The following is a 21,538-nucleotide window of genomic DNA, read 5'->3' as shown; positions in this document are numbered from 1 at the left end:
GCGTGGACGTACGACGGTAGCCGTGCTGGTTCCCGCGCGGGCGCGGTGTGGTGAGTCGACATCAGGGAAACGCAACCTCAGCCGGTGGGCACTGCGGGCGGGTGGGGTAGGGGGTACCGGGCGCGCCCGGGGCGGACAGGGAGGTGGGACGGGGGGCGTCCGGTCAGACGGCCATGCCGTACACGATGGTGAACAGGGTGCCGAGTGAGCCGATGATGAAGACCCCGGTCAGACCGGCGACGATGAGGCCCTTGCCTTGTTCGGCGCTGAAGGTGTCCCGGAGGGCTGTCGCGCCGATGCGCTGCTTGGCCGCGCCCCAGACGGCGATGCCGAGGCAGATCAGAATGGCGACGGCCATCACCACCTGGATCATCGTCTTCGCCTCGTTGCCCAGGCTGCCGAAGGGGCCCCAGTCCGGAGCGATCCCGCCGATGATGGTGTTGATGTCTCCTTTGTCGGCCGCGAAGAGCATGTAAGTCACCGCCCCTGGTGGGTAGTTCCGCTATCCCCTGCGGTGTGCAGAGGTCAGACCTCATTGTCGCCGACGATGACGCTGTCGCATGTCGACTTGACGTCATTGGTTGGCGGGTTTCGTACGAATACCACGTACGGTCACTCTGTGTATCACGGCAGGTCACGCCGGGCAATGAGGCCTGAGCGGAACCTGTCGTGTAGTTCCCTCGTTGACCCCTTTTACGACCTGGCACGGTTGGTGACGGCCGGTCGGGTGAGACGTCGTCACGATGTTCTCACGTGCGGGGAAATGGGCGGGGCGGCGGCCGGGGTGCGGGCGGGCATGACGGAGGGGCCCCGGCGGGTGCCGGGGCCCCTGGGCGCGGTCGGGTTCAGCCGGTGAAGGCCGAGACGCCCTGCGGGGTGCCCACGCCGGTCGGGCCGTCGTAGCCGGACTGGGCGGTGCACAGGTAGCTGGGGCTGCAGGAGCCGTTGTTGCCGCTCGTCACGTCGTTGAGGGCCGAGGTGCCGGCCTTCGCGTACGGGAAGGAGGCGGGGGAGCTGCCGCTGGAGGGGGTGCCGGCGAGGGCGTAGACGCCCGCGATGATCGGCGACGAGGCGCTGGTGCCGCCGAACGTGTACCAGCCGGCGGTGATGCCGTAGGAGTCGTAGACCGAGACGCCGGTGGCGGGGTCGGCCACCGCGGAGACGTCCGAGATCGTGCGCTTGGTGCAGCCGGTGTCGGTCTGCCAGCTCGGCTTGGCGTCGTAGGCGGAGCAGCCGGAGCCGGTGCCCTCGGTGCTGGTGGTCTTCCAGACGGACTCGGTCCAGCCCCGGCTGGTGGAGGACTTCGCGAGGGCGGTGCCGCCGACGGATGTCACGTAGCGGGAGGCGGCGGGGTATTCGGCGCCGTAGCCGCTGTCGCCCGCGCTGACGGTGATGGCGACGCCGGGGTGGTTGAAGTACGAGGAGTCGTACGACGTGTCGGCGGAGGACTCGCCGCCGCCGTAGCTGTTCGACACGTACTTCGCGCCCAGGGTGACGGCGCGGTTCACGGCGGTGCCGAGGTTGGCCATGGTCGGCGTGGTGGCCTCGACGAGCAGGATCTTGCAGTTCGGGCAGATGGCGGAGGCCATGTCGAGGTCGAGGGAGATCTCCTCGGCCCAGCCGGCGTCGGCGGACGGGAGGGAGGTCGTCGAGCCGGTCTGGCTGACCTTCTTGAAGCAGCCGTTGGCGGTGGTGCAGGCGGTCAGGCCGTAGTTCGAGCGGTACTTGGCGAGGTCGGCCTCGGCGTTCGGGTCGTCGTACGCGTCGACGATGGCGATGGTCTCGCCCGCGCCGTTGGAGGCGGCGGCGGAGGTCAGGCCGTAGGCCGACTGGAGGTCGGAGGGGCCGTAGCCGGACGGGGCGGCGGCGTCGACGGCCTGGGGGGGGGTGACGCCGTCCGCCGCTGCCTCGGCCCGCTGGAAGGCGGTGACGCCGCCGGTGACCCGGAGTGCCTTGCAGGCCATCTTGCCCTTCGCGGGGGTGGCGCAGGCGTTCGTCCAGGTGACCTTCGCCTGCGGCGGGGTGCTCGCGGCGTCGGCGTGGGCGGCGGTGCCGAGACCGGCGAGGACGAGCGCGGCGGTGGCGGCGACCGCGGAGCCTGTGCGGCGCCATCTGCCCTGTGCTGCGGCTCTGTTGCCGGGGGTCGGGCGCGGGTGGGTCATGCGCATCGTGCAGCCTCCTGGTGCTTCGGTGTGGGGGTGGAGCAGGAGCGGTACGTGCGGGTGCGGTGCCGTCGGTGCGAGGCGCCGACGACGGACGGCGGTCCGGTACGACCCTTCCTTGTTGGGTACGCGACAACACCTGGCGGTCGGAATCCTGACTTCCGCCATACCGAAGCGGGGGTGCGCGTTACTTCCCGATGGCGCCCGGATGGGGCGCGGGTGGTTGCGGCTTTGCGCAACTCACAGGATGAGTGGGGGAGTTACGGAGGGAGGGGGGAGGGTCAGCGGGGGCGCAGGCCGTGCATGAGGTGGTGGACGGAGTCGGCGATGCCGGCCAGGGTGGCCTCCGCGTCCAGGGTGCCGTTGGCGACCAGCGCGGCGAGGCCGTGCAGGTTCGCGGCGGCGACCAGGCTGAGCCGCTCGGGATCGCCCGGGACGATCTCCCCCCGCTCCTGGGCCTCGGTGAACACCTGGATGAGGGACCCGAAGGACCGCTCGGCGGCGGCGGCGAGCAGTGCCGAGCTGTCGGGGTCGTGCTTGCGGGTGAACATCAGCTCCAGCAGCTCGGGGTTGTCGATGGCGAACCCGAGGTAGGCGCGGCCGAGTTCGGCCAGCCGCGGTTCGAGCGCGGGGCCGGAGCGGTCGGCGGCCTCCAGTGCCTGGGTCAGCCGCTCGTACCCGGTGAGCGCCAGGGCGTCCAGCAGGGCTTGCTTGTCCTTGAAGTGCCGGCCCGGTGCGGCGTGGCTGACGCCGGTCTCGCGGGCCAGCTCGCGCAGTGACAGCGCGGCGGCCCCCCTCTCCCGCAGGGTGCGCTCGGCGCTGGTCAGGAGCGCGGCGCGCAGGTCTCCGTGGTGATACGGGCGGGTCGGGGGCATGCCGGCCATCCTAACTCGATGTTGACGATGCCATCTTTGGTGGCGCCGTCACCATTGTTGTCGTTGACATCATTGTTGGCGGTGCCTACTTTGGGGGCATGGCTGAGACGACTGAAACGACCGGATGGGACACGACCCGTCTTCCCGACCTCACCGGCCGGCTGGCCCTCGTCACCGGCGCCAACAGCGGCATCGGGTTCACCGCGGCGGACGCGCTGGCCCGGGCGGGCGCGCACGTGGTGTTCGCCGTCCGGGACGTGGCGCGCGGCCGGGCCGCCGCCGCGCGGGTGTCCGGCCGCACCGAGGTGCGCCGCCTGGACCTGGCCGACCTCGCCTCCGTGCGCGAGTTCGGCGCGGACTGGCGGGATCCGATCGATCTGCTGATCAACAACGCCGGCGTGATGATGCTGCCCCCGCAGCGGACCAGGGACGGCTTCGAGATGCAGTTCGGCACGAACCACCTCGGGCACTTCGCGCTGACCAACCTGCTCCTGCCGTACGTCACCGACCGGGTGGTCACCGTCTCCTCCGGCGCCCACCGCTGGGGTCATGCGCGGATCCGCTTCGACGACCTGAACTTCACCCGCGGCTACACCCCGCGCGGCGCCTACGCCCAGTCCAAGCTGGCGAACCTGTTGTTCACCCTGGAACTCCAGCGCCGCCTCGCCCTGGCGGGCTCCCGGGTCCGCGCCCTCGCGGCCCACCCCGGTTACGCGGCCACCAACCTTCAGAGCCACACCGGGAACCGGTTCGTCCATACGTTCCTGCTGGTCGGCAACCGGTTCTTCGCCCAGGACGACAGGGGCGGCGCCCTCCCCACCCTCTACGCCGCCACCCAGGACCTGCCCGGCGCGAGCTACGTGGGTCCGGGCGGGCTCGCCGAGATGCGGGGCGCACCGACGCTGGTGGGGCGTTCGAGCGCGGCGAGCGATCCGGCCACCGCACGGCGCCTGTGGACGGTGTCGGAGGAACTGACGGGGGTGGAATGTCCGTTGGGGGCCGGGGTGCTGGGGGAGTGATCCGGGGCCCGGGGAGTGACCGGCTCCGGGTCGGGCGGGGGTGGGTACCGGTACGGGAGTTTGCCGCCGGCCGGTCCGGGGAGCGCCGTGTGTAGGGGTGCGCACGGGGGCTCCGTAGCCGTACGGTCCCGAGGGCGGGCCGTACGGTCGTGAGGACTGCCGTACGGTCCTGAGGTCGGGCTCTGCGGTCCTGAGGTCGGGCCGGGTCCGGTGGCCGGTCGGCGGCCGGGCGGCGATCGGGCGCGGGCCGAAGCTCACAGGAAAAACTGAGCCAAGACGGGGACCGATTCTCACCTTCGTCGGACAAAGTGGGGCCTGATGAAGCGCACCCCTGGCATCTCGCACATCTCACGCATCTCGGGCACCTCAGGCGCGTCGTCCGTGGCTCTGTTCGGAGCCATGGTGCTGCTGGCCGTCATGTCGGCCTCCGCAGCCGCTGTCGACGCCGGGCCCGGGCCCTTCGGCGTGACCGTGACGGCTGCCGCGGACGCGGAGAGCGCGCGGGTCGGGGCGCTGTTTCCGGCCGACCGGGTGTCCCCTCTCGCCAAGGGGCATTACTGCACCGCCTCCGTCGTGCACAGCCCGCAGGGGGACCTCATCGTGACGGCGGCGCACTGTGTGGGCGGGGACAGGTCCGACCTCGTCTTCGCGCCGGGTTACCGGGACGGGAAGGCGCCGTACGGGCTGTGGAAGGTCGGCAGGCGGTACCTGCCGGACCGGTGGTCCCAGGGGCAGGACGAGGACAGCGACGTGGCCTTCGCGGTCGTGGCGGAGCAGGCGGACGGCGAGGGGAAGGGCGAGGGGAAGGGCAAGGAGAAGGGCAAGGAGAAGGGCAAGGAGAAGGCGGACGGGGAGAAGGGGGACGGGGCGGGTGCGGGGGAGCGGGTCGAGGCTGTCGTGGGGGCGAACCGGCTGGTGACGGGGATGGCGATCGGGGCGACCGCGGTGACCGTCACCGGCTATCCCGACTCCGGCGAGGTGCCGATAAGTTGCTCCAACCGGCCGTCCGCGCAGAGCCGTACCCAGCAGCGCATAGCGTGCCCCGGCTTCACGGGCGGCACGAGCGGCAGCCCCTGGGTCGACGGGGACCACGAGGTCGTCGGCGTCCTGGGCGGGCACGAGGAGGGGGGCTCCACCCCGGACGTCTCCTACAGCGTGGCCCTGGGGGCGGAGGTGGCGGAGCTGTACCAGGACGCGGTGCGCGGCGGGTGACGCGGGGCCGCGGGACGCGGACGCCGACCGGGGCCGCCGAGGACGGCGGTACGGCGGCTTCGGTCGTCCGGCCGTACGACGGGACCGGTCGGCCGTGCCGCGGGACCGGTCGGCCGTGCCGCGAGACCGTCGGTCGTGGTGGGGCTTGAGGGTGGGCCAACTGGGGGTATTGGTAAGGGTGGTTCGGGGCAGTGACGGCCGGGGCGGGGTGTCGGTCGGCGGTGTCTGGTTTGCTGTGACATGACGGCACGGTTGGCGGAAATGGTCATGAACGGCCGCTGTATGGGGGAGTGTTGACCCGTGCGGAAAGTATGGGTGGTCGGCGGGGCGGCGGTCGGGCTCGGGCTGAGCTTTGTCATGCTGCTGGTCGTCGGGGTGTACATGGTGGCCGGGAACCTGGCGGGCGGTGTCGGCGCGGGCAGCATCGGGCTGGCCAAGGGCGCCGTGCCCGCCGCCTACTCGGCACTGGTGCAGCGGTGGGGCAACCTGTGCTCCGCCATCAACCCCGCGCTGCTCGCCGCCCAGCTGTACCAGGAGAGCGGCTGGGACCCGAACGTCGTCAGCGTGGCCGACGCCCGCGGTATCGCGCAGTTCATCCCGAGCACCTGGGCCACGCACGGCATCGACGGCAACGGCGACGGCAAGCGCGACATCTGGGATCCGAGCGACGCGATCCCGTCGGCCGCGTCGTACGACTGCGAACTCGCGAAGTACGTCAAGGACGTGCCCGGGAACATCAGCGACAACATGCTCGCCGCGTACAACGCGGGTGCGTACCGGGTGATAGCGGCCAGTGGGGTTCCGGCCATCCGTGAGACCCAGAACTACGTCAAGACGATCCGCACCCTGGAGAAGAGTTTCGCCGCGCCCGTGACCCGGGTCGACCCGTCCCGGCAGGCGGCCGGCGCCATCGCCTACGCGCAGGAGAAGCTCGGCACTCCCTATCTGTGGGGCGGCACCGGCACCGCGCAGCAGGGCGGACGGTTCGACTGCTCGGGGCTGACCCAGGCCGCGTACGACAGTGTGGGGATCAAGCTGCCGCGGGTCGCCAACGACCAGTACAACGCCGGTCCGCACCCGGGGCGGGACGAACTGCTCCCGGGCGACCTGGTGTTCTTCTCGAAGGATCCGACCGATTCCCGTGCCATCCACCACGTGGGGATCTACGTGGGCGGCGGTTACATGATCGACGCGCCGCGGACGGGGGCCGTGATCCGGTTCGACCCGATCGACGGGACGGACTATTTCGGCGCCACCCGGGTCACCGCGGATGGCGCGAAAGCGCTCCCGACGACCGTATGAACCGAGTGTGAACCTACCCCCTGAGCTGCGGCGATGAGTCTCTCTTCGATAACGTCTGCGTGATCATTCGGTGGAGTGTGGAACGTATCAATGAGGGCCGTGCGTTCCTGATGACGTAGTCGGGCGGACCGCGCGTGCGCACATCTACACACCACGGGGGTGGGCAGCGGTGACGCACGGGACGTGCGTCCGCGAGAACGACGAAGGGGCCAGCGCACCATGGCTGTACTTGCCGAATCCGGCTCGAACCCCGACGTCGACCTGCTCTACGACATCAACGGACTCGCCAAGGACGCGCCCGGGTGGTTCGACCGGATCGTCGAGTTCGTGGGTGAGTACGGGCTGTTGGTCGTCATGGTGCTGCTGGTGGTGTGGTGCTGGTGGTCCGTGCGCCGCAGTTCCGGCAGCCAGGACGAGGCCGCCTCGTCGGTCGCCGCGCTGGTGTGGGCGCCGCTCGCGGCCGGTGTCGCGGTCCTGGTGAACGTGCCGATCCGGGGGTTCGTGCAGCGGCCCCGTCCCTTCCTCGACCACCGGGGGCTGGACGTCCTGGTCTCCGGCAAGACCGACTACTCGTTCGTGAGCGATCACGCGACGATCACCATGGCGCTCGGGGTCGGGCTGTTCGTGGCCAACCGCAGGTTCGGGATCGCCGGGATCGGGCTGGCTCTGCTCGAAGGTTTCTGCAGGGTCTACCTGGGTGTGCACTACCCCACGGACGTCGTCGGTGGTTTCGCGCTCGGCACGGCTGTCGTGCTGCTGCTGTCCCCACTGGCCACGGCCCTGCTCACGCCGGTGACGAAGGCGGTCGCGCGGTCGTCGTGGACGGGGTGGCTGATCCGGCGCCGCGGGCCGGTGGCCGACCGGGGCGAGGCGGTGGTCCCGGGCGCCCGCAAGCCGGCGCCGTCCGAGGAGCGGGACCTCGCCGCCTGACGGACGGCCCGGTACGGCGACTTCGGCGGACGACGACCACGGTGACCGCGGTCAGGCGATCACGGTGACCGCGGTCAGGCGAGCGTAGAGATCGTTTTCGGGCGGTCACAACGGCCGGCGGTCGGATGGTCACAGCGACCGCGGTCAGATGGTCACAGCGACTGCGGGAACGTGAAGAAGCGGTCCGGGTCGTACTGCTTCTTCACCTGGGCCAGCCGGCTCGCGGCATCGCCGTAGTACGCCCTGCGCCAGTCCTTCAGGGTCGGGTCCGTGTAGTTCTGGTAGGCCGCGCCGGAGGCGTACGGCTTCATCGCGTCGTGGGCCCGGGTCAGCCAGGACTGGATCGTGGTGCCCGAGGAGCCCGCCGGCCAGGACGCGTAGTACTGGGCCAGCATGCGCGAGCGGCGGTGCACGAAGGCCGTCGCGGTGGGGGCGACCCGGTTGACCGCGCCGCCGAGCGCCGTGAAGGCGATGCTGCCGGGGCCGCCGCGCGCGGCGGCGATCTGGTTCAGGAGCGTCTGGATGCCGGCCGACGAGAGCGACCGGTCGAAGAAGTCCGAGCGGGCGGCGTACGTGTCGCGGCCCAGGGCGCCCTGCGGGGAGCGGCCGGGGGTGGAGCCGGGCAGATGGCACTGGGCCGCGCTGGAGAAGGACGAGCAGCCCGCGTAGATCTCCATCGCCTCCTCGTAGCCGCGGCGGCGCAGGGACACGCTCGACGCGTCGGCGCCCACCTGGGCGGCGAGGCGGTCCACGGCGTTCTGGAGTTCGCCGTACGTGCCCAGGGAGAAGGCGGACAGGGAGACGGTGAGGGCCCCGGCCGTGGAGCGGTCGAGGTGCAGGGCCGACCAGATCTCGTCGGGCTGGTCGGGGCCCCACTCCTGCCAGGCCCGGAACAGGGCGGCGGCCTTGGACCACGGCCAGGTCAGATAGCCGGAGACGGCCTGGGGCGCGGGGTGGGTGGCGAAGTGCAGTTCGGTGACGACGCCGAAGTTGCCGTTGCCGGCGCCGCGCAGCGCCCAGAAGAGGTCCTTGTTGGTCCGGGCGTCGGCGGTGAGCTGCTTGCCGTCGGCCGTGATCAGGGTGGCCGCGGTCAGGCTGTCGCAGGTCAGGCCGTAGGCGCGGGAGACCACTCCGTGGCCGCCGCCGAGAGTGAGGCCGGAGACGCCGACCGTGGGGCACGAACCCGCCGGTATCGTCACGCCCTTGGCGGTCAGGCCGCGGTAGACGTCGATCAGTTTGGCGCCGGCGCCGACGACCGCCTGTCCGCCGCTCACCCGTATCCGGTTCAGTTCGGAGACGTCGATGACGAGGCGCCCGTTGCCGGACGACCAGCCCGCGTAGGAGTGGCCGCCGTTGCGTATCGCCACCCGCAGGCCGCGCGCCCTGGCGTAGGCGAGCGACGTCCGGATGTCGTCCGCGTGGGAGACATAGGCCACCGCGGCGGGCTTCAGCCCGTCGTAGCGGGTGTTGTAGAGGAGGCGGGCCGTGTTCCAGGACGCGTCCCCGGGACGTATGAGGGGTCCGTCGAGATCGCGGGCGAGGGCGCTCCAGTCGGCGGGCGGTGTTGCGCTGGTGGTCTTCACCGAGGTGAGGGAGGATGTGGTGCCGAGGGGCGTGCGTGACGCGCTCGTCGTAGAACCGGCTGCCGGGGTCCCGGCGCCGGAGCACCCTGCCACCCCGACGGCCGTCGCCACCGCGGCCGCGCTATGCGAAATGAACGTACGCCGTTCCATGCCCCTTGCCCTTCATCGGCTTTCGTGGAACGAGACGGAGTGCCGACTCGAACAGTTCCACGGCCGTCGCAAACGTATGCATGCACGGTACTCGTCCGGTCATGTCCTTGCGTGGGCCACCTTGTACCGATATGGCGTTGGGACCTCGATGTGGCCTCCCCGTAAGCGTTCCGTGACCTTACCGGGCCGATGACAGGGGTTCACCTTCCATTCACTTATGGCCATCGGCGGCTTCACCTGTTCTGCCTAATTTCGGCCGTACCCGGTGCGGAGTGCGGCATGAGCGCACAAGCGCACCACGACGACCTCGCACGCCGCCGACGGTGGCGGCTCCTCGGAAGGAACTCCCGAAAGTGAAGCTTCAGCGCAAGAACCGGCTGCGCGCCCTTTCCCTCGGTGCTGTCGCCGTCTCCGGCGCCCTGGCCCTGACGGCGTGCGGCTCCGACGACACCAGCGGCGGCTCCAGCGACAACTCGTCCTCGTCCTCGGCGTCGGCCAACGCCAGCTCCATCAAGTGTGACGACGCCAAGGGCCAGCTGCTGTCGGACGGCTCCTCGGCGCAGAAGAACGCGATCGACGCCTGGGTGGCCGCGTTCTCGCAGGCGTGCGGTGTGCAGATCAACTACAAGGCGGGCGGCTCCGGTGCCGGTGTCACCTCCTTCACCCAGGGCCAGCTCGCCTTCGCCGGCTCCGACTCCGCGCTGAAGCCCGAAGAGGTCACGGCCTCCAAGAAGGTCTGCTCCGGCGGCCAGGGCATCGACCTGCCGATGGTCGGCGGCCCGATCGCGGTCGGCTACAGCCTGGACGGCGTGGACAACCTGGTCCTGGACGCCCCGACGCTCGCCAAGATCTTCGACGGCAAGATCAAGACCTGGGACGACGCGGCCATCAAGAAGCTGAACCCCAGCGCGAAGCTGCCCAGCACGAAGATCCAGGCGTTCCACCGCTCGGACGAGTCCGGCACCACGGACAACTTCACCAAGTACCTGAAGGCCGCCGCCCCGGCGGACTGGAAGTACTCCGGTGGCAAGGCGTGGCAGGCCCCGGGTGGCCAGGCCGCCGCCCAGTCCTCGGGTGTGGCCGCCGGTGTCAAGCAGACCCCCGGTTCCATCGGCTACTTCGAGCTGTCCTACGTCGCCGACGGCATGAAGGCCGTCAGCATCGACACGGGTGCCAGTGCGCCGGTCGCCCCGAGCAGCGACGCCGCCTCCAAGGCGATCGCCGACGCCAAGGTCGTGGGCACGGGCCAGGACCTGTCGCTCGAACTGAACTACAAGACCAAGGCCGATGGCGCCTACCCGATCACCCTGGTCACCTACGAGATCGCCTGTGACAAGGGCAACAAGGCGGACACCCTGCCCGCCACCAAGGCGTTCCTGAACTACATCGCCTCGGAGGAGGGTCAGGGCAAGCTCGCGGGTCTCGGCTACGCCCCGATCCCCGCCGAGATCATCTCCAAGGTCCGCACCACCATCTCGGGCCTCAGCTGATCTGAGTGTGCGGTCCGGCCCCGGGTTCCGTCCCGGGCCGGGCCGCACCGTCCGGTGCACCGCCGCCATGAGCCGCATGGCGCGTACGGCTTCGTCCAGTCGTATCCCGCGTGCGGTTCCGCAGACCGGAGAATCCGATGGACATAACGACACAAAACACAACAGACGCCCCTCCCCCCACCCCCCAGCCGACCTCGGGCGCGCAGCAGCGCGGAGCCCGCGGCGCCACCCGACCCGGAGACCGGATCTTCCTCGGCCTCTCCCGTGGGTCGGGCATCCTGCTGCTGGTGGTCATGGCCGCCATCGCGGTCTTCCTCACCTACCGCGCGGCCCTCGCCATCGGCAAGGACCACGGCAACTTCCTGACCACCTTCGAGTGGAACACCGGGCTCCAGCCGCCGACCTTCGGCATCGCCGTCCTGGCCTACGGCACGGTGATCTCCTCGATCATCGCCATGCTCCTCGCCGTCCCGGTCGCGGTCGCCATCGCGCTGTTCCTCACCCACTACGCCCCGCGCAGGATGAGCGGCCCGATCGCCTACGTGATCGACCTGCTCGCCGCCGTGCCGTCGATCGTCTACGGCCTGTGGGGCGCGCTGATCCTCGTACCGCACCTGAACGGCCTCTTCGGCTGGCTGAACGACTACTTCGGCTGGACCGGCCTCTTCTCCTGGGACGAGGGCGCGCCGCGCTCGATGCTCACGGTCGGCATCCTGCTCGCGATCATGATCCTGCCGATCATCACCAACGTGAGCCGCGAGGTCTTCCGGCAGGTCCCGCAGATGCACGAGGAGGCGGCCCTCGCCCTCGGCGCCACGCGCTGGGAGGTCATCCGGATGGCCGTCATCCCCTTCGGCCGCTCCGGCGTGATCTCCGCCTCGATGCTCGGCCTCGGCCGTGCGCTCGGCGAGACCATGGCCGTCGCGACCGTGCTCTCTCCGGACTTCCTCATCCACGCCAGCCTGCTCAACCCGGGCGGCGGCACCTTCGCCCAGAACATCGCCAGCAAGTTCGGCGAGGCGGACGAGTTCGGCCGTGACGCGCTGATCGCCTCCGGTCTGGTCCTGTTCGTCATCACCCTGCTGGTCAACGGCGCGGCCCGCATGATCATCGCGCGCCGTGCGGAGTACTCGGGGGCCAACGCATGAGCAACGCCGCCATCGCCGACAAGAGCGCAGGCTCGCTGCGCGGTGCCACCCTGCCGAAGTGGTCGCCGTGGGCGATCGCCGCCGGTTCCATCGTCGTGGCCATCGCCATCTGCCTGGGTGCCGGCTTCGAGAGCAAGATCCAGTGGGGTCTGCTCTCCGGTCTGATCTTCCTGATCGCCACCTACGTCATCGCCATGCGCGTCGAGGGCCGTCGCCAGGCCAAGGACCGCATCGCGACCGGCCTGGTCTGGGTCGCCTTCCTGATCGCCCTCGTGCCGCTGATCTCCCTGGTGTGGACGACCATCTCGCGCGGCGTGAAGGTCCTCGACATCTACTTCCTGACCCACTCGATGGGCATCGTCGCCGACTCCCAGCCGGGCGGTGGCATCTACCACGCCATCATCGGCAGCCTGGAGCAGGTCGGCCTCGCCACGGTGATCGCCGCGCCGATCGGCGTCCTCACGGCGATCTACCTGGTCGAGTACGGCGGCCGGGGCAGGCTCTCCCGGGCCGTCACCTTCTTCGTCGACGTCATGACCGGTGTCCCGTCCATCGTCGCGGGTCTGTTCATCCTCAGCATCATGCTGATCTTCGAGATGCAGCCCTTCGGCTTCGCCGGTTCGCTGGCCCTGGCCATCCTGATGATGCCGGTGGTCGTGCGCTCCACCGAGGAGATGCTGAAGCTCGTCCCGAACGAGCTGCGCGAGGCGTCCCTCGCGCTCGGCGTCCCGAAGTGGCGCACCATCCTGAAGGTGGTCCTGCCGACCTCCATCGGCGGCATCACCACCGGTGTCATGCTGGCCATCGCCCGTATCGCGGGTGAGACCGCGCCCGTGCTGCTGCTGGTGTTCGGCAACCGGTTCATCAACAACAACCCGTTCGAGGGTGCGCAGCAGTCGCTGCCGCTGTACATCTACCAGCAGTACGCACAGAGCGCCGGCGCGAACGCGGCCTACGACCGGGCGTGGGCGGCCTCGCTCACGCTGATCGCCTTCGTGATGGTCCTCAACCTCGTGGCCCGCGGCATCGCCCGCTGGAAGGCCCCGAAGTCCGGTCGCTAACGCGACATCCCCGGCTCCGCCGAGTGGGGCCATACAGCGACCAGATTCCCCCTCGAAAGAAGCAGTGATCTTCATGGCCAAGCGAATTGACGTCAGCGGCCTCAGCGCCTATTACGGTTCCTTCCGCGCCATCGAGGACATCTCGATGACCATCGAGCCCCGTACCGTCACCGCCTTCATCGGCCCGTCCGGCTGCGGCAAGTCCACCTTCCTGCGCACCCTCAACCGGATGCACGAGGTGACGCCGGGCGGCCGGGTCGAGGGCAAGGTCATGCTCGACGACGAGAACCTGTACGGCACCGGGGTCGACCCGGTGGCCGTGCGGCGCGAGGTCGGCATGGTCTTCCAGCGTCCGAACCCGTTCCCGACGATGTCCGTGTACGACAACGTCGCGGCGGGCCTGAAGCTCAACGGCAGCTACAAGAAGAGCGAGCTGAACGACGTCGTTGAGAAGTCGCTCAAGGGCGCGAACCTCTGGAACGAGGTGAAGGACCGCCTGAACAAGCCCGGTTCGGGTCTCTCCGGTGGTCAGCAGCAGCGTCTGTGCATCGCCCGCGCCATCGCGGTGGAGCCGAAGGTGCTGCTCATGGACGAGCCGTGCTCGGCCCTCGACCCCATCTCGACGCTCGCGATCGAGGACCTGATCGGTGAGCTGAAGGACCGCTTCACGATCGTCATCGTGACGCACAACATGCAGCAGGCGGCGCGGGTCTCCGACCGTACGGCGTTCTTCAACCTCGCCGCGGTCGGACAGCCGGGCAAGCTGATCGAGATCGACGAGACGGAGCGGATCTTCTCCAACCCGTCGGTGCAGGCGACCGAGGACTACATCTCCGGCCGCTTCGGCTGATCGACGCCGGTCACGAACCCCTCGCGGTGCTGCATGGCGGTGCCACCGCGAGGACGAAAAGGGCCCGCCCCCGGCTTCCGGGGGCGGGCCCGTTCGCTGTTCCCGGGCGGTCTCCCCCGGGTGGCGGGTCCTGGCGCGTGGGCGCACCGGCCGCGTGGGCCGTGCCGCCTCGTCGTAAGTGTTCGGTTCCCATCGGGTTCCCCGTCAGCTGCTCTCTGCGATGTTTTCGGTGGCCGTCTACAGGAAGGCCAGGTCCACGATCCCGAACGCCGCCGCCGCGACGAGCGCGGCGGCCGGCATCGTGATGAACCAGCCGAGGACGATGTTCTTGGCGATGCCCCACCGGACCGCGTTGAGGCGCTTGGTCGCGCCGACGCCCATGACGGCCGCGGTGACCACGTGGGTCGTGGAGATCGGCGCCTTGAACAGGAAGGCCGTGGTGAACATGATCGACGCGCCGGTCGTCTCGGCCGCGAAGCCCTGCGGCGGCTCCAGCTCTATGATCTTGCGGCCCAGGGTGCGCATGATGCGCCAGCCGCCCGCGTAGGTGCCGAGCGACAGCATCACGGCGGACGCGAGCTGGACCCAGACCGGAATCGGATCGTCGTAGGTCTGGTGGCCGGAAATCACCAGGGCCATCACCACGACGCCCATGGTCTTCTGGGCGTCCTGGAGGCCGTGGCCGAGGGCCATGCCGGCCGCCGACACGGCCTGCGCTATCCGGAAACCGCGCTTGGCCTTGTGCGGACTGGTCCGGCGGAAGAGCCACATGATGGCCGTCATCAGCAGATACCCGACGAGCAGGCCGACCAGCGGCGACACGAACATCGGGACGATGACCTTGTCGACCACGCCGTCCCAGATCACCGTGGTGCCGCCCGCCAGCGCCGCCCCCACCAGACCGCCGAACAGGGCGTGGGAGGACGAGGACGGCAGCCCCAGGTACCAGGTGACCAGGTTCCACACGATGGCCCCGAGCAGCGCGGCGAAGAGGATGCCCATGCCCGTCGAGCCCCGGGGCGTCTGGATCAGGCCCTCGCTGACGGTCTTGGCGACTCCGCTGCCCAGGAACGCGCCGGCCAGGTTCATCACGGCCGCCATCACCAGCGCCGCCCGCGGGGTCAGTGCCCGGGTGGAGACCGAGGTGGCGATCGCGTTCGCGGAGTCGTGGAATCCGTTCGTATACGTGAAGAACAGCGCGACCGTGATGGTCACGACCAGGGCGAAGGTGTCCATCGACGCCTCAGGACTCCTTGACGGCGATGGTCTCCACCGTGTTGGCCACGTGCTCGAAGGCGTCCGCCGCCTCTTCCAGCACATCCACGATCTGCTTGAGCTTCAGGACCTCGATCGCGTCGTACTTGCCGTTGAAGAGGTGCGCGAGAAGTCTTCGGTGGATCTGGTCCGCCTGGTTCTCCAGGCGGTTCACCTCGATCCAGTACTCGGTGAGGTTGTCCATGGTGCGCAGGTTCGGCATCGCCTCGGCCGTCAGCTCCGCCGCCCGGGCCAGCACCTCGATCTGCTGCTCGACGCCCTTCGGCAGTTCCTCGACGTTGTAGAGGACCACCAGGTCGACGGCTTCCTCCATGAAGTCCATGATGTCGTCGAGGGACGACGCGAGGGAGTAGATGTCCTCGCGGTCGAAGGGCGTGATGAACGAGGAGTTCAGCTGGTGGAAGATCGCGTGCGTGGCGTCGTCACCGGCGTGCTCCGCGGCCCGCATACGCTCTGCGATCTCCACTCGGGCGGATGCGTCCGCCCCGAGCAGTTCCATCAGGAGTTTCGAGCCCGTGACGATGTTGTCCGCGGATGCGGCGAACATGTCGTAGAAGCTCGTCTCCCTGGGGGTCAGACGAAAACGCACGTGGGTTCCTCGGGATGCAATGGTTGCGGTCAGGCTGATGCTAAGCACATCATCCGGCCACGGCTAGGCCGTTCCCCAGTGTCGCCCATCAGGCGTGATGATCAGCACGGGGGCGTACCAAGGGCCCTATACCCAGCAAAGTTCGTTACGATATACCCGTCAGGGGTATGTGTCTGGAGGACGCGATGACGACCACCGAGGCCGACGCGACGGTGCCCTCCGAGAGCCCGCTCGGGGACAGCGGCGAGCACGTGACGCACCACGGCTACCACAAACAGAAGGACGAGCACCTCAAGCGGCTGCGCCGGATCGAGGGGCAGATCCGCGGGTTGCAGCGCATGGTCGACGAGGACGTCTACTGCATCGACATACTCACGCAGGTGTCCGCCTCCACCAAGGCCCTGCAATCCTTCGCGCTCCAGTTGCTGGAGGAGCACCTGCGGCACTGCGTCGCCACGGCGGCCGTCCAGGGCGGTGACGAGATTGACGCGAAGGTGGAGGAGGCGACGAAGGCGATCGGGCGCCTGCTGCGCACCTGAGCCGGCGTCCGCGGCGCGGGGCGATCCGGCCGGGGTCCTCAGAAGGGCCCCGGGGCCTCGCGCTCCTCGGCCACCCGCAGCACCTCGTCGATGCTCTCCAGGCTGAGCCGGTCCTCGGCGGCCGACGCCGCGATGATCAGGTCGCCGCACAGCTCGATCTCGGCGAGGGCCACGTGGTCCTGAACCGTCGTACCGCCGCCCGGAGCCACCTGCATCACCTCGTCTCTGCCGTCACCGGCTTCCTAGGGTAGGCAGTGGTCTACACGTCGCGCATGGCACGGACGGGCTAGTTCGCGGGCCGGGCGGCTACCGCTCGGGCCGGTTGCCTGGCTGGTTCTCGGCGATCCGGCCCGCGTAGATGTCCTGCGGGCGCGGCAGCCGTACGTCGGTGTCGGTACCGAAGTCGGACAGCAGCGTCGTCGAGGTGACCGCGACGGCCGTCCCCTGCTGTCCGTTGACGAAGCTGAACCGCTGCCGCAGCTTGCGGATGCGGCCCTGGTCGTCGAGGTAGGCGTCGAAGGGGACCTCGGCGGTGGCGAAGCCCTTCGCGGCGGCGGCCAGCGCGGCCCGGTTGCCCGCCGAGGCCGTCCGGGCTGCCGCGGTGAGGTCGGCGGTGCCCCGGTAGTGCCGCACCGCGGTGCCGTCCACCTCGGTCCGGCCCACGAGCCGGGCCGTGCGCGTGCCGCGCAGCAGTTCGGCGGCGGCGTACGGGTCGGTCGCGCCGCCCGTCACCAGGTTGCCGTCGGAGAGGGTCGCCGTGTCGACCCGGACCCACTTGTCGGCCGGCACCCCGGCGCCCCGGTTCTTCATGTACAGCGCGCCCGGCGCCAGGAGTTCGGTGATCGGCCGGTGCTCGGTGGCCCCCGTCGGGTCCTGCGGCAGCAGGACCGTGAGCTGCCCGAGCTGCCGCCGGTAGTCGTAGACGCCGGTGCCGCTGATGGTGACGCGGGTGCCGCCGGCGGCCATCTCCATGGAGGTGCCGGCCAGGGAGCTGCCCGCGCTGCGCAGGGTGTCGGCGGCGCGGTGCAGGGTGGCCACCGGGTCGGCCGCGCCGTGCCCGTCCTCGGCGGCGGCGCCGCCGACGGCGCATCCCGTGGCACCCGCGCCCGGGGCCACCAGCATGACCATCGCGGCGACCGTGCCGCGCGCCTTCCTGCGCTGTCGCCGATCCATCGCCTGCCTACCCCCGGTACGTCCGTCACGGGCCCCCTGTCGTTCCGGTTAACGACGGGTAGGGGGTGCCGTCACGCGCACCCGCGCGTAGGGAGGCGTGGCGCGGGCCGGGGCGGGCAGGCGGGGCGGGTCAGTCCGCCGGGCGCCGGTGATCGAACTGGCGTACGAGAGTGTCGACGAGGTCCCGGTCGCGGGGCTGGGTGAGGCGGGCGCGGGCCGCGGCGGGGGACAGCCACAGGATGCGGTCCACCTCCTGGTTCGGTACGAAGCCGCCCGCCGCGGCCTCGGCCGCCCAGTAGCGCACCTGCTTCGGACGGCCGCCCGCCAGATAGTGCAGGGTGGGCAGCTCCGCACCGGGGGCGGCGGCGTAGCCGGTCTCCTCCGCCACCTCGCGCAGTGCGCCGGACAGTGCCTCCTCGCCGTGTTTCAGCTTGCCTTTCGGATGGGACCAGTCGTCATATTTCGGCCGGTGGACGAGACAGACCTGCACCTCGCCGTCGACCGGGGACCGGCGCCACAGGACGCAGCCGGCCGCCTGAACGGTGGTGTCATTCGTGCTGGTCACCGGTGTGTGCCCTCCTGGTCCGTGTGCTGCCTCGGTTTCCGGACCGTCGGCGGCGGCCGGTTCGGCGGGTCAGGGCGCGCCGACCGTCTGCTTCTGCCAGGACTGCTGGAACTCGAACCGTGCGGCCTCCACCTCGTGCCGCTGGTCGGCGTGGAGCACGCCGAGCGCGTACGCCGTCGCGGGCGCGATCCGCGGGGTGCGTGCGGCCTGCGCCGCCGCGCCGGCCGCCTCCGCGGCGTCCCGGTGCCGGTCCAGCGCCCGGCCGGCCGCGAGCATCCGCGGATCGGCCGAGGGCACGCCGAGCCCGCCGCCGGACAGCGCCTCACGGGCGTAGCGGTGCAGCCGCAGCAGCAGCCGCACCTGGTGCCAGGGGCCGTCCTGCGGGTGCGGGGCGGGGTCCGGGGACAGCCCGTGCACCAGGGCCTCCGCGTTGTACGGGTGCCCGGCGGTGATCAGCGGCAGCGCCGCGATGGCGTCCAGCAGCCGCTCCTCGGCCGCACCGGCCGCCGGCCGCAGGTCGGTGCTCACGCCGGCCGTGGTGAGCGGCACCTCGCTGGCCAGGACGGCGACCTTGTCGGCCACCGCGTGGAAGCGGGAGGAGCCGAGCGCCTGGAGGGCCGTGGAGTGGGCCCGGGTCCGGGCCAGGGTGAGCTGGCGGTCGAGCAGGGCGCCCGCCTTGGCCGCGCCCACCGTGAGGTTGCCGCGCTCCTGCGCGGACGGGCCCGGACCGGGGGCGGAGGCACCGGCGCTCAGCTGCTGGGCCGGGAACGGCGACGAGCCGGACAGCCGGTGCAGCGCGAGCAGCAGCCGCTCCAGCCGTGCCTCGTACGCGTGCTCAAGCCCCAGCGTGCCGGAGAGCCAGGCCAGTTCGGGGCGCATCTCCTCCGACCAGTCGGCGTCGAGGAGCGGGCGGAAGGTGTGCAGGCTGCCGCTGATGCGGCGGGCCGAACGGCGCAGCGCGCGTGCCGCGTCGACGGACTCCTCCGCGCCACCGCCGGACGTACCGGTCTCCCGGTGCATCCGCAGTGCGCGGAGGAACTCCGTGGCCTGGGCGCGCAGGTACACCGCGAGGGCGTCTCCCGTCACCACCCCGGCCGTGGATTCCGTCGGGTCAAGGTGTTGCTGTGCCACGCCGGCGCCTCCGGGCGTCTATGAGCATCTCCTGGACGTTGCGCAGGGGCTGTCCGTCCGCGTCGGTCGCGTGCCGGGTCCACTCGCCGTCGGGGCCCAGATGCCAGGAGGAAGTGGTGTCGGACATGCCGGTTTCGAGCAGCCGGTTGAGGGCCGCCCGGTGGGCCGGGTCGGTGACCCTGACCAGTGCCTCGATCCGGCGGTCGAGGTTGCGGTGCATCATGTCGGCGCTGCCGATCCACACTTCGGGCTCGCCGGCGTTGCCGAAGACGAACACCCGGGAGTGTTCGAGGAAGCGGCCGAGGATCGAGTGGACCCGGATGTTCTCCGAGAGACCCGCCACACCCGGCCGGAGCGCGCAGATGCCGCGCACCCAGATGTCCACCGGCACGCCCGCCTGGGACGCGCGGTAGAGGGAGTCGATGACGGCTTCGTCCACCATCGAGTTGACCTTGATGCGGATGAAGGCGGGACGGCCCGCACGGTGGTGCTGGACCTCCTTGTCGATCCGCGAGATCAGCCCGTCCCGCAGGGACTTGGGCGCGACCAGCAGCCGGCGGTAGGTCTCCCGGCGCGAGTAGCCGGAGAGACGGTTGAACAGGTCGGACAGGTCGGCGCCGACCTGCGGGTCCGCGGTCAGCAGCCCCAGGTCCTCGTAGAGCCGGGCCGTCTTGGGGTGGTAGTTGCCGGTGCCTACGTGGCCGTAGCGGCGGAGTGTCTCGCCCTCCTGGCGCACCACCAGGGACAGCTTGGAGTGGGTCTTCAGACCGACCAGGCCGTACACGACGTGGCAGCCGGCCTCCTCCAGCTTGCGCGCCCACTTGATGTTGGCGTGCTCGTCGAAGCGGGCCTTGATCTCGACCAGGACGAGGACCTGCTTGCCGGACTCGGCGGCGTCGATGAGCGCGTCGACTATCGGGGAGTCGCCCGAGGTCCGGTACAGGGTCTGCTTGATGGCGAGGACGGCGGGGTCCTCGGCGGCCTGCTGGAGGAATGCCTGCACCGAGGTCGAGAACGAGTCGTACGGGTGGTGCAGCAGCACGTCCCGGCCGCGCAGCGCGGCGAAGATGTCCGGTTCGGAGGCCGACTCGACCTCGGCGAGGTCGCGGTGGGTGCCGGCGACGAACTTCGGGTACTTCAGCTCGGGACGGTCGAGGCTGTGGATGCGGAAGAGACCGGTGAGGTCGAGGGGGCCGGGCAGCGGGTAGACCTCGGCTTCGCTGATCTTCAGTTCGCGCACCAGCAGGTCGAGCACCTCGCGGTCGATGGACTCCTCGACCTCCAGCCGCACCGGCGGCCCGAAGCGGCGCCGCATGAGTTCCTTCTCCAGGGCCTGGAGCAGGTTCTCGGCGTCGTCCTCCTCGACCTCCAGGTCCTCGTTGCGGGTCACTCGGAAGGCGTGGTGCTCCAGCACCTCCATGCCCGGGAACAGCTCTTCGAGGTGGGCGGCGATGACGTCTTCGAGCGGGACGTACCGGCCGGGGGCGGCCTCCAGGAAGCGGGAGAGCAGCGGCGGCACCTTCACCCGGGCGAAGTGCCGGTGGCCGCTGACCGGGTTCCGTACCACCACGGCCAGGTTCAGGGACAGGCCGGAGATATAGGGGAAGGGGTGTGCCGGGTCGACCGCCAGGGGGGTCAGGACCGGGAAGATCTGGTGCCGGAACAGCGTGAAGAGGCGGGCCTGCTCCTTCTCGGTCAGCTCGCTCCAGCGGACCAGGTGGATGCCCTCCTCCGCGAGGGCGGGCGCGACGTCCTCGTGGTAGCAGGCGGCGTGCCGGGCCATCAGCTCGCGGGAGCGGGCCCAGATCATCTCCAGCACTTCACGGGGCTGGAGGCCGGAGGCGGAGCGGGTGGCGACGCCCGCCGCGATACGGCGCTTCAGTCCGGCCACCCGGACCATGAAGAACTCGTCCAGGTTGCTGGCGAAGATCGCCAGGAAGTTCGCCCGCTCCAGCAGGGGCGTGTTCGGGTCCTCGGCGAGTTCGAGGACCCGCTCGTTGAACGCGAGCCAGCTGCGTTCCCGGTCGAGGAATCGGCCCTGGGGCAGCTGGGGCCCGTCGGTCTGCGACTCCTCGTAGACGTCGAGGTCGGCGTCGAGATCGGGTTCCAGGTCGGACACCGCTGCCGCCGCGACGGGCGAGCGGTGCGCGGCTATGGAGCCCACGGAAGGCTGCGGGTGCTGGACCGGTGCCTGGGTGTCTGACTGGCTCATGACCCCATTGTTCCGCGCGACCAGGGAAAAGGGCGCGTCGGAACGTGCGGGGGGTAGTCTCACGGCCCCGTTCCCCGCGGACCCCTCGGGAGGCGGTGAATGCTCTGGCACGGCGGTCGGCATTCACTGAGGGTCGCAAGTCCGTCTGAATCATTGGTTACGGAGACATGACGTGCGGGATAGCGGGGGGCGGCCCCCCGGCGTCCTGACGGTCCGGCGGAGCGCGCGACGGCGTGGGCGGGCGGGGCGGTGTCCCGGGTACGGGCGCGGGT

At 70.4% G+C, this 21,538-nt stretch carries 20 protein-coding genes; 9 read left to right on the top strand and 11 right to left on the bottom strand.

The features are described 5' to 3' along the window. Positions 1-163 precede the first annotated feature (163 nt). The 3 genes from ACFY2B_RS13505 to ACFY2B_RS13495 form a co-directional block, all read right to left on the bottom strand. Positions 164-472 (bottom strand): hypothetical protein, encoded by a 309-nt coding sequence (locus ACFY2B_RS13505; protein ID WP_376533573.1) that lies wholly within the window; start codon positions 470-472, stop codon positions 164-166. 373 nt (positions 473-845) lie between these two features. Then, on the bottom strand, positions 846-2,168 hold the full coding sequence (locus ACFY2B_RS13500) for a peptidase S8 (protein ID WP_390763271.1): 1,323 nt from the start codon (positions 2,166-2,168) through the stop codon (positions 846-848). A 275-nt stretch (positions 2,169-2,443) separates the two neighbouring features. Beyond that, positions 2,444-3,046, bottom strand: a complete 603-nt coding sequence (locus tag ACFY2B_RS13495) for a TetR/AcrR family transcriptional regulator (RefSeq protein ID WP_390763270.1) — start codon at positions 3,044-3,046, stop codon at positions 2,444-2,446. Between the two features lie 89 nt (positions 3,047-3,135). Here ACFY2B_RS13495 and ACFY2B_RS13490 point away from each other — a divergent pair, with 89 nt between their 5' ends. The 4 genes from ACFY2B_RS13490 (at position 3,136) to ACFY2B_RS13475 (ending at position 7,500) form a co-directional block, all read left to right on the top strand. Beyond that, positions 3,136-4,056 carry an oxidoreductase gene (locus tag ACFY2B_RS13490; protein ID WP_390763269.1) on the top strand — a complete coding sequence of 307 codons (921 nt, stop codon included), beginning with the start codon at positions 3,136-3,138 and terminating at the stop codon, positions 4,054-4,056. A 318-nt stretch (positions 4,057-4,374) separates the two neighbouring features. Further along, positions 4,375-5,268, top strand: coding sequence for a trypsin-like serine peptidase (locus ACFY2B_RS13485; RefSeq protein WP_390763268.1), 894 nt, complete (start codon positions 4,375-4,377; stop codon positions 5,266-5,268). A gap of 357 nt (positions 5,269-5,625) precedes the next feature. Next, on the top strand, positions 5,626-6,570 hold the full coding sequence (locus ACFY2B_RS13480) for an NlpC/P60 family protein (RefSeq protein ID WP_390763288.1): 945 nt from the start codon (positions 5,626-5,628) through the stop codon (positions 6,568-6,570). 219 nt (positions 6,571-6,789) lie between these two features. Next, positions 6,790-7,500, top strand: coding sequence for a phosphatase PAP2 family protein (locus tag ACFY2B_RS13475; protein ID WP_390763267.1), 711 nt, complete (start codon positions 6,790-6,792; stop codon positions 7,498-7,500). A gap of 152 nt (positions 7,501-7,652) precedes the next feature. Here ACFY2B_RS13475 and ACFY2B_RS13470 read toward each other — a convergent pair whose 3' ends face one another. Next, the gene (locus tag ACFY2B_RS13470; RefSeq protein ID WP_390763266.1) at positions 7,653-9,233 is read right to left on the bottom strand and encodes an FAD-binding oxidoreductase; all 1,581 of its coding nucleotides are present in this window, start codon (positions 9,231-9,233) and stop codon (positions 7,653-7,655) included. A gap of 353 nt (positions 9,234-9,586) precedes the next feature. On the opposite strand from ACFY2B_RS13470, the gene pstS reads away from it, so the two are divergent. The 4 genes from pstS to pstB all read left to right on the top strand — a co-directional run bounded on the left by pstS (position 9,587) and on the right by pstB (position 13,782). Then, entirely contained in the window at positions 9,587-10,723 is a 1,137-nt protein-coding gene (gene pstS / locus ACFY2B_RS13465) for a phosphate ABC transporter substrate-binding protein PstS (protein WP_390763265.1), read from the top strand. 137 nt (positions 10,724-10,860) lie between these two features. Continuing rightward, positions 10,861-11,871, top strand: a complete 1,011-nt coding sequence (pstC, locus tag ACFY2B_RS13460; RefSeq protein WP_390763264.1) for a phosphate ABC transporter permease subunit PstC — start codon at positions 10,861-10,863, stop codon at positions 11,869-11,871. Further along, positions 11,868-12,932: a phosphate ABC transporter permease PstA gene (pstA, locus tag ACFY2B_RS13455; RefSeq protein WP_390763263.1), complete on the top strand. Its 1,065-nt coding sequence runs from the start codon at positions 11,868-11,870 to the stop codon at positions 12,930-12,932. The genes pstC and pstA overlap by 4 nt, the downstream gene beginning before the upstream one ends. Before the next feature lie 73 nt (positions 12,933-13,005). Beyond that, positions 13,006-13,782, top strand: coding sequence for a phosphate ABC transporter ATP-binding protein PstB (gene pstB, locus ACFY2B_RS13450; protein ID WP_390763262.1), 777 nt, complete (start codon positions 13,006-13,008; stop codon positions 13,780-13,782). Positions 13,783-14,019: 237 nt separating this feature from the next. Here pstB and ACFY2B_RS13445 read toward each other — a convergent pair whose 3' ends face one another. Together ACFY2B_RS13445 and ACFY2B_RS13440 are read right to left on the bottom strand one after the other, a co-directional pair. Further along, positions 14,020-15,018, bottom strand: a complete 999-nt coding sequence (locus ACFY2B_RS13445) for an anion permease (RefSeq protein WP_390763261.1) — start codon at positions 15,016-15,018, stop codon at positions 14,020-14,022. A 7-nt stretch (positions 15,019-15,025) separates the two neighbouring features. Further along, the gene (locus ACFY2B_RS13440; RefSeq protein WP_390763260.1) at positions 15,026-15,646 is read right to left on the bottom strand and encodes a DUF47 domain-containing protein; all 621 of its coding nucleotides are present in this window, start codon (positions 15,644-15,646) and stop codon (positions 15,026-15,028) included. 185 nt (positions 15,647-15,831) lie between these two features. Here ACFY2B_RS13440 and ACFY2B_RS13435 point away from each other — a divergent pair, with 185 nt between their 5' ends. After that, positions 15,832-16,185, top strand: a complete 354-nt coding sequence (locus ACFY2B_RS13435) for a metal-sensitive transcriptional regulator (RefSeq protein WP_390763259.1) — start codon at positions 15,832-15,834, stop codon at positions 16,183-16,185. A 38-nt stretch (positions 16,186-16,223) separates the two neighbouring features. Here the strand turns inward: ACFY2B_RS13435 and ACFY2B_RS13430 are convergent, their stop codons facing one another. The 5 genes from ACFY2B_RS13430 to ACFY2B_RS13410 form a co-directional block, all read right to left on the bottom strand. Further along, positions 16,224-16,400 carry a hypothetical protein gene (locus ACFY2B_RS13430; protein ID WP_390763258.1) on the bottom strand — a complete coding sequence of 59 codons (177 nt, stop codon included), beginning with the start codon at positions 16,398-16,400 and terminating at the stop codon, positions 16,224-16,226. 91 nt (positions 16,401-16,491) lie between these two features. Continuing rightward, positions 16,492-17,358, bottom strand: a complete 867-nt coding sequence (locus ACFY2B_RS13425) for a hypothetical protein (protein WP_390763257.1) — start codon at positions 17,356-17,358, stop codon at positions 16,492-16,494. A gap of 130 nt (positions 17,359-17,488) precedes the next feature. Continuing rightward, positions 17,489-17,923 carry an NUDIX hydrolase gene (locus tag ACFY2B_RS13420; protein WP_390763256.1) on the bottom strand — a complete coding sequence of 145 codons (435 nt, stop codon included), beginning with the start codon at positions 17,921-17,923 and terminating at the stop codon, positions 17,489-17,491. Positions 17,924-17,992: 69 nt separating this feature from the next. Then, the gene (locus ACFY2B_RS13415) at positions 17,993-19,054 is read right to left on the bottom strand and encodes a CHAD domain-containing protein (protein ID WP_390763255.1); all 1,062 of its coding nucleotides are present in this window, start codon (positions 19,052-19,054) and stop codon (positions 17,993-17,995) included. Then, positions 19,035-21,266 (bottom strand): RNA degradosome polyphosphate kinase, encoded by a 2,232-nt coding sequence (locus ACFY2B_RS13410; protein ID WP_390763254.1) that lies wholly within the window; start codon positions 21,264-21,266, stop codon positions 19,035-19,037. The genes ACFY2B_RS13415 and ACFY2B_RS13410 overlap by 20 nt, the downstream gene beginning before the upstream one ends. Between the last annotated feature and the right edge of the window lie 272 nt (positions 21,267-21,538).

Source organism: Streptomyces sp. NPDC001270 (assembly GCF_042896695.1).
GTDB lineage: Bacteria > Actinomycetota > Actinomycetes > Streptomycetales > Streptomycetaceae > Streptomyces.
Note: the sequence above shows the minus strand (reverse complement) of the source record. Positions and strands in the feature narration are given on the sequence as shown.

Bases quoted from the DNA above. Each gene is read 5' to 3' on its own strand.
- ACFY2B_RS13505 (WP_376533573.1), bottom strand. From the start codon at position 472: ATGCTCTTCGCGGCCGACAAAGGAGACATCAACACCATCATCGGCGGG.
- ACFY2B_RS13485 (WP_390763268.1), top strand. From the start codon at position 4,375: ATGAAGCGCACCCCTGGCATCTCGCACATCTCACGCATCTCGGGCACC.
- ACFY2B_RS13425 (WP_390763257.1), bottom strand. From the start codon at position 17,358: ATGGATCGGCGACAGCGCAGGAAGGCGCGCGGCACGGTCGCCGCGATG.
- ACFY2B_RS13430 (WP_390763258.1), bottom strand. From the start codon at position 16,400: ATGCAGGTGGCTCCGGGCGGCGGTACGACGGTTCAGGACCACGTGGCC.
- ACFY2B_RS13490 (WP_390763269.1), top strand. From the start codon at position 3,136: ATGGCTGAGACGACTGAAACGACCGGATGGGACACGACCCGTCTTCCC.
- ACFY2B_RS13435 (WP_390763259.1), top strand. From the start codon at position 15,832: ATGACGACCACCGAGGCCGACGCGACGGTGCCCTCCGAGAGCCCGCTC.
- pstA (WP_390763263.1), top strand. From the start codon at position 11,868: ATGAGCAACGCCGCCATCGCCGACAAGAGCGCAGGCTCGCTGCGCGGT.
- pstB (WP_390763262.1), top strand. From the start codon at position 13,006: ATGGCCAAGCGAATTGACGTCAGCGGCCTCAGCGCCTATTACGGTTCC.
- pstC (WP_390763264.1), top strand. From the start codon at position 10,861: ATGGACATAACGACACAAAACACAACAGACGCCCCTCCCCCCACCCCC.
- ACFY2B_RS13445 (WP_390763261.1), bottom strand. From the start codon at position 15,018: ATGGACACCTTCGCCCTGGTCGTGACCATCACGGTCGCGCTGTTCTTC.
- ACFY2B_RS13410 (WP_390763254.1), bottom strand. From the start codon at position 21,266: ATGAGCCAGTCAGACACCCAGGCACCGGTCCAGCACCCGCAGCCTTCC.
- ACFY2B_RS13475 (WP_390763267.1), top strand. From the start codon at position 6,790: ATGGCTGTACTTGCCGAATCCGGCTCGAACCCCGACGTCGACCTGCTC.
- ACFY2B_RS13495 (WP_390763270.1), bottom strand. From the start codon at position 3,046: ATGGCCGGCATGCCCCCGACCCGCCCGTATCACCACGGAGACCTGCGC.
- ACFY2B_RS13480 (WP_390763288.1), top strand. From the start codon at position 5,626: ATGCTGCTGGTCGTCGGGGTGTACATGGTGGCCGGGAACCTGGCGGGC.
- ACFY2B_RS13470 (WP_390763266.1), bottom strand. From the start codon at position 9,233: ATGGAACGGCGTACGTTCATTTCGCATAGCGCGGCCGCGGTGGCGACG.
- ACFY2B_RS13500 (WP_390763271.1), bottom strand. From the start codon at position 2,168: ATGCGCATGACCCACCCGCGCCCGACCCCCGGCAACAGAGCCGCAGCA.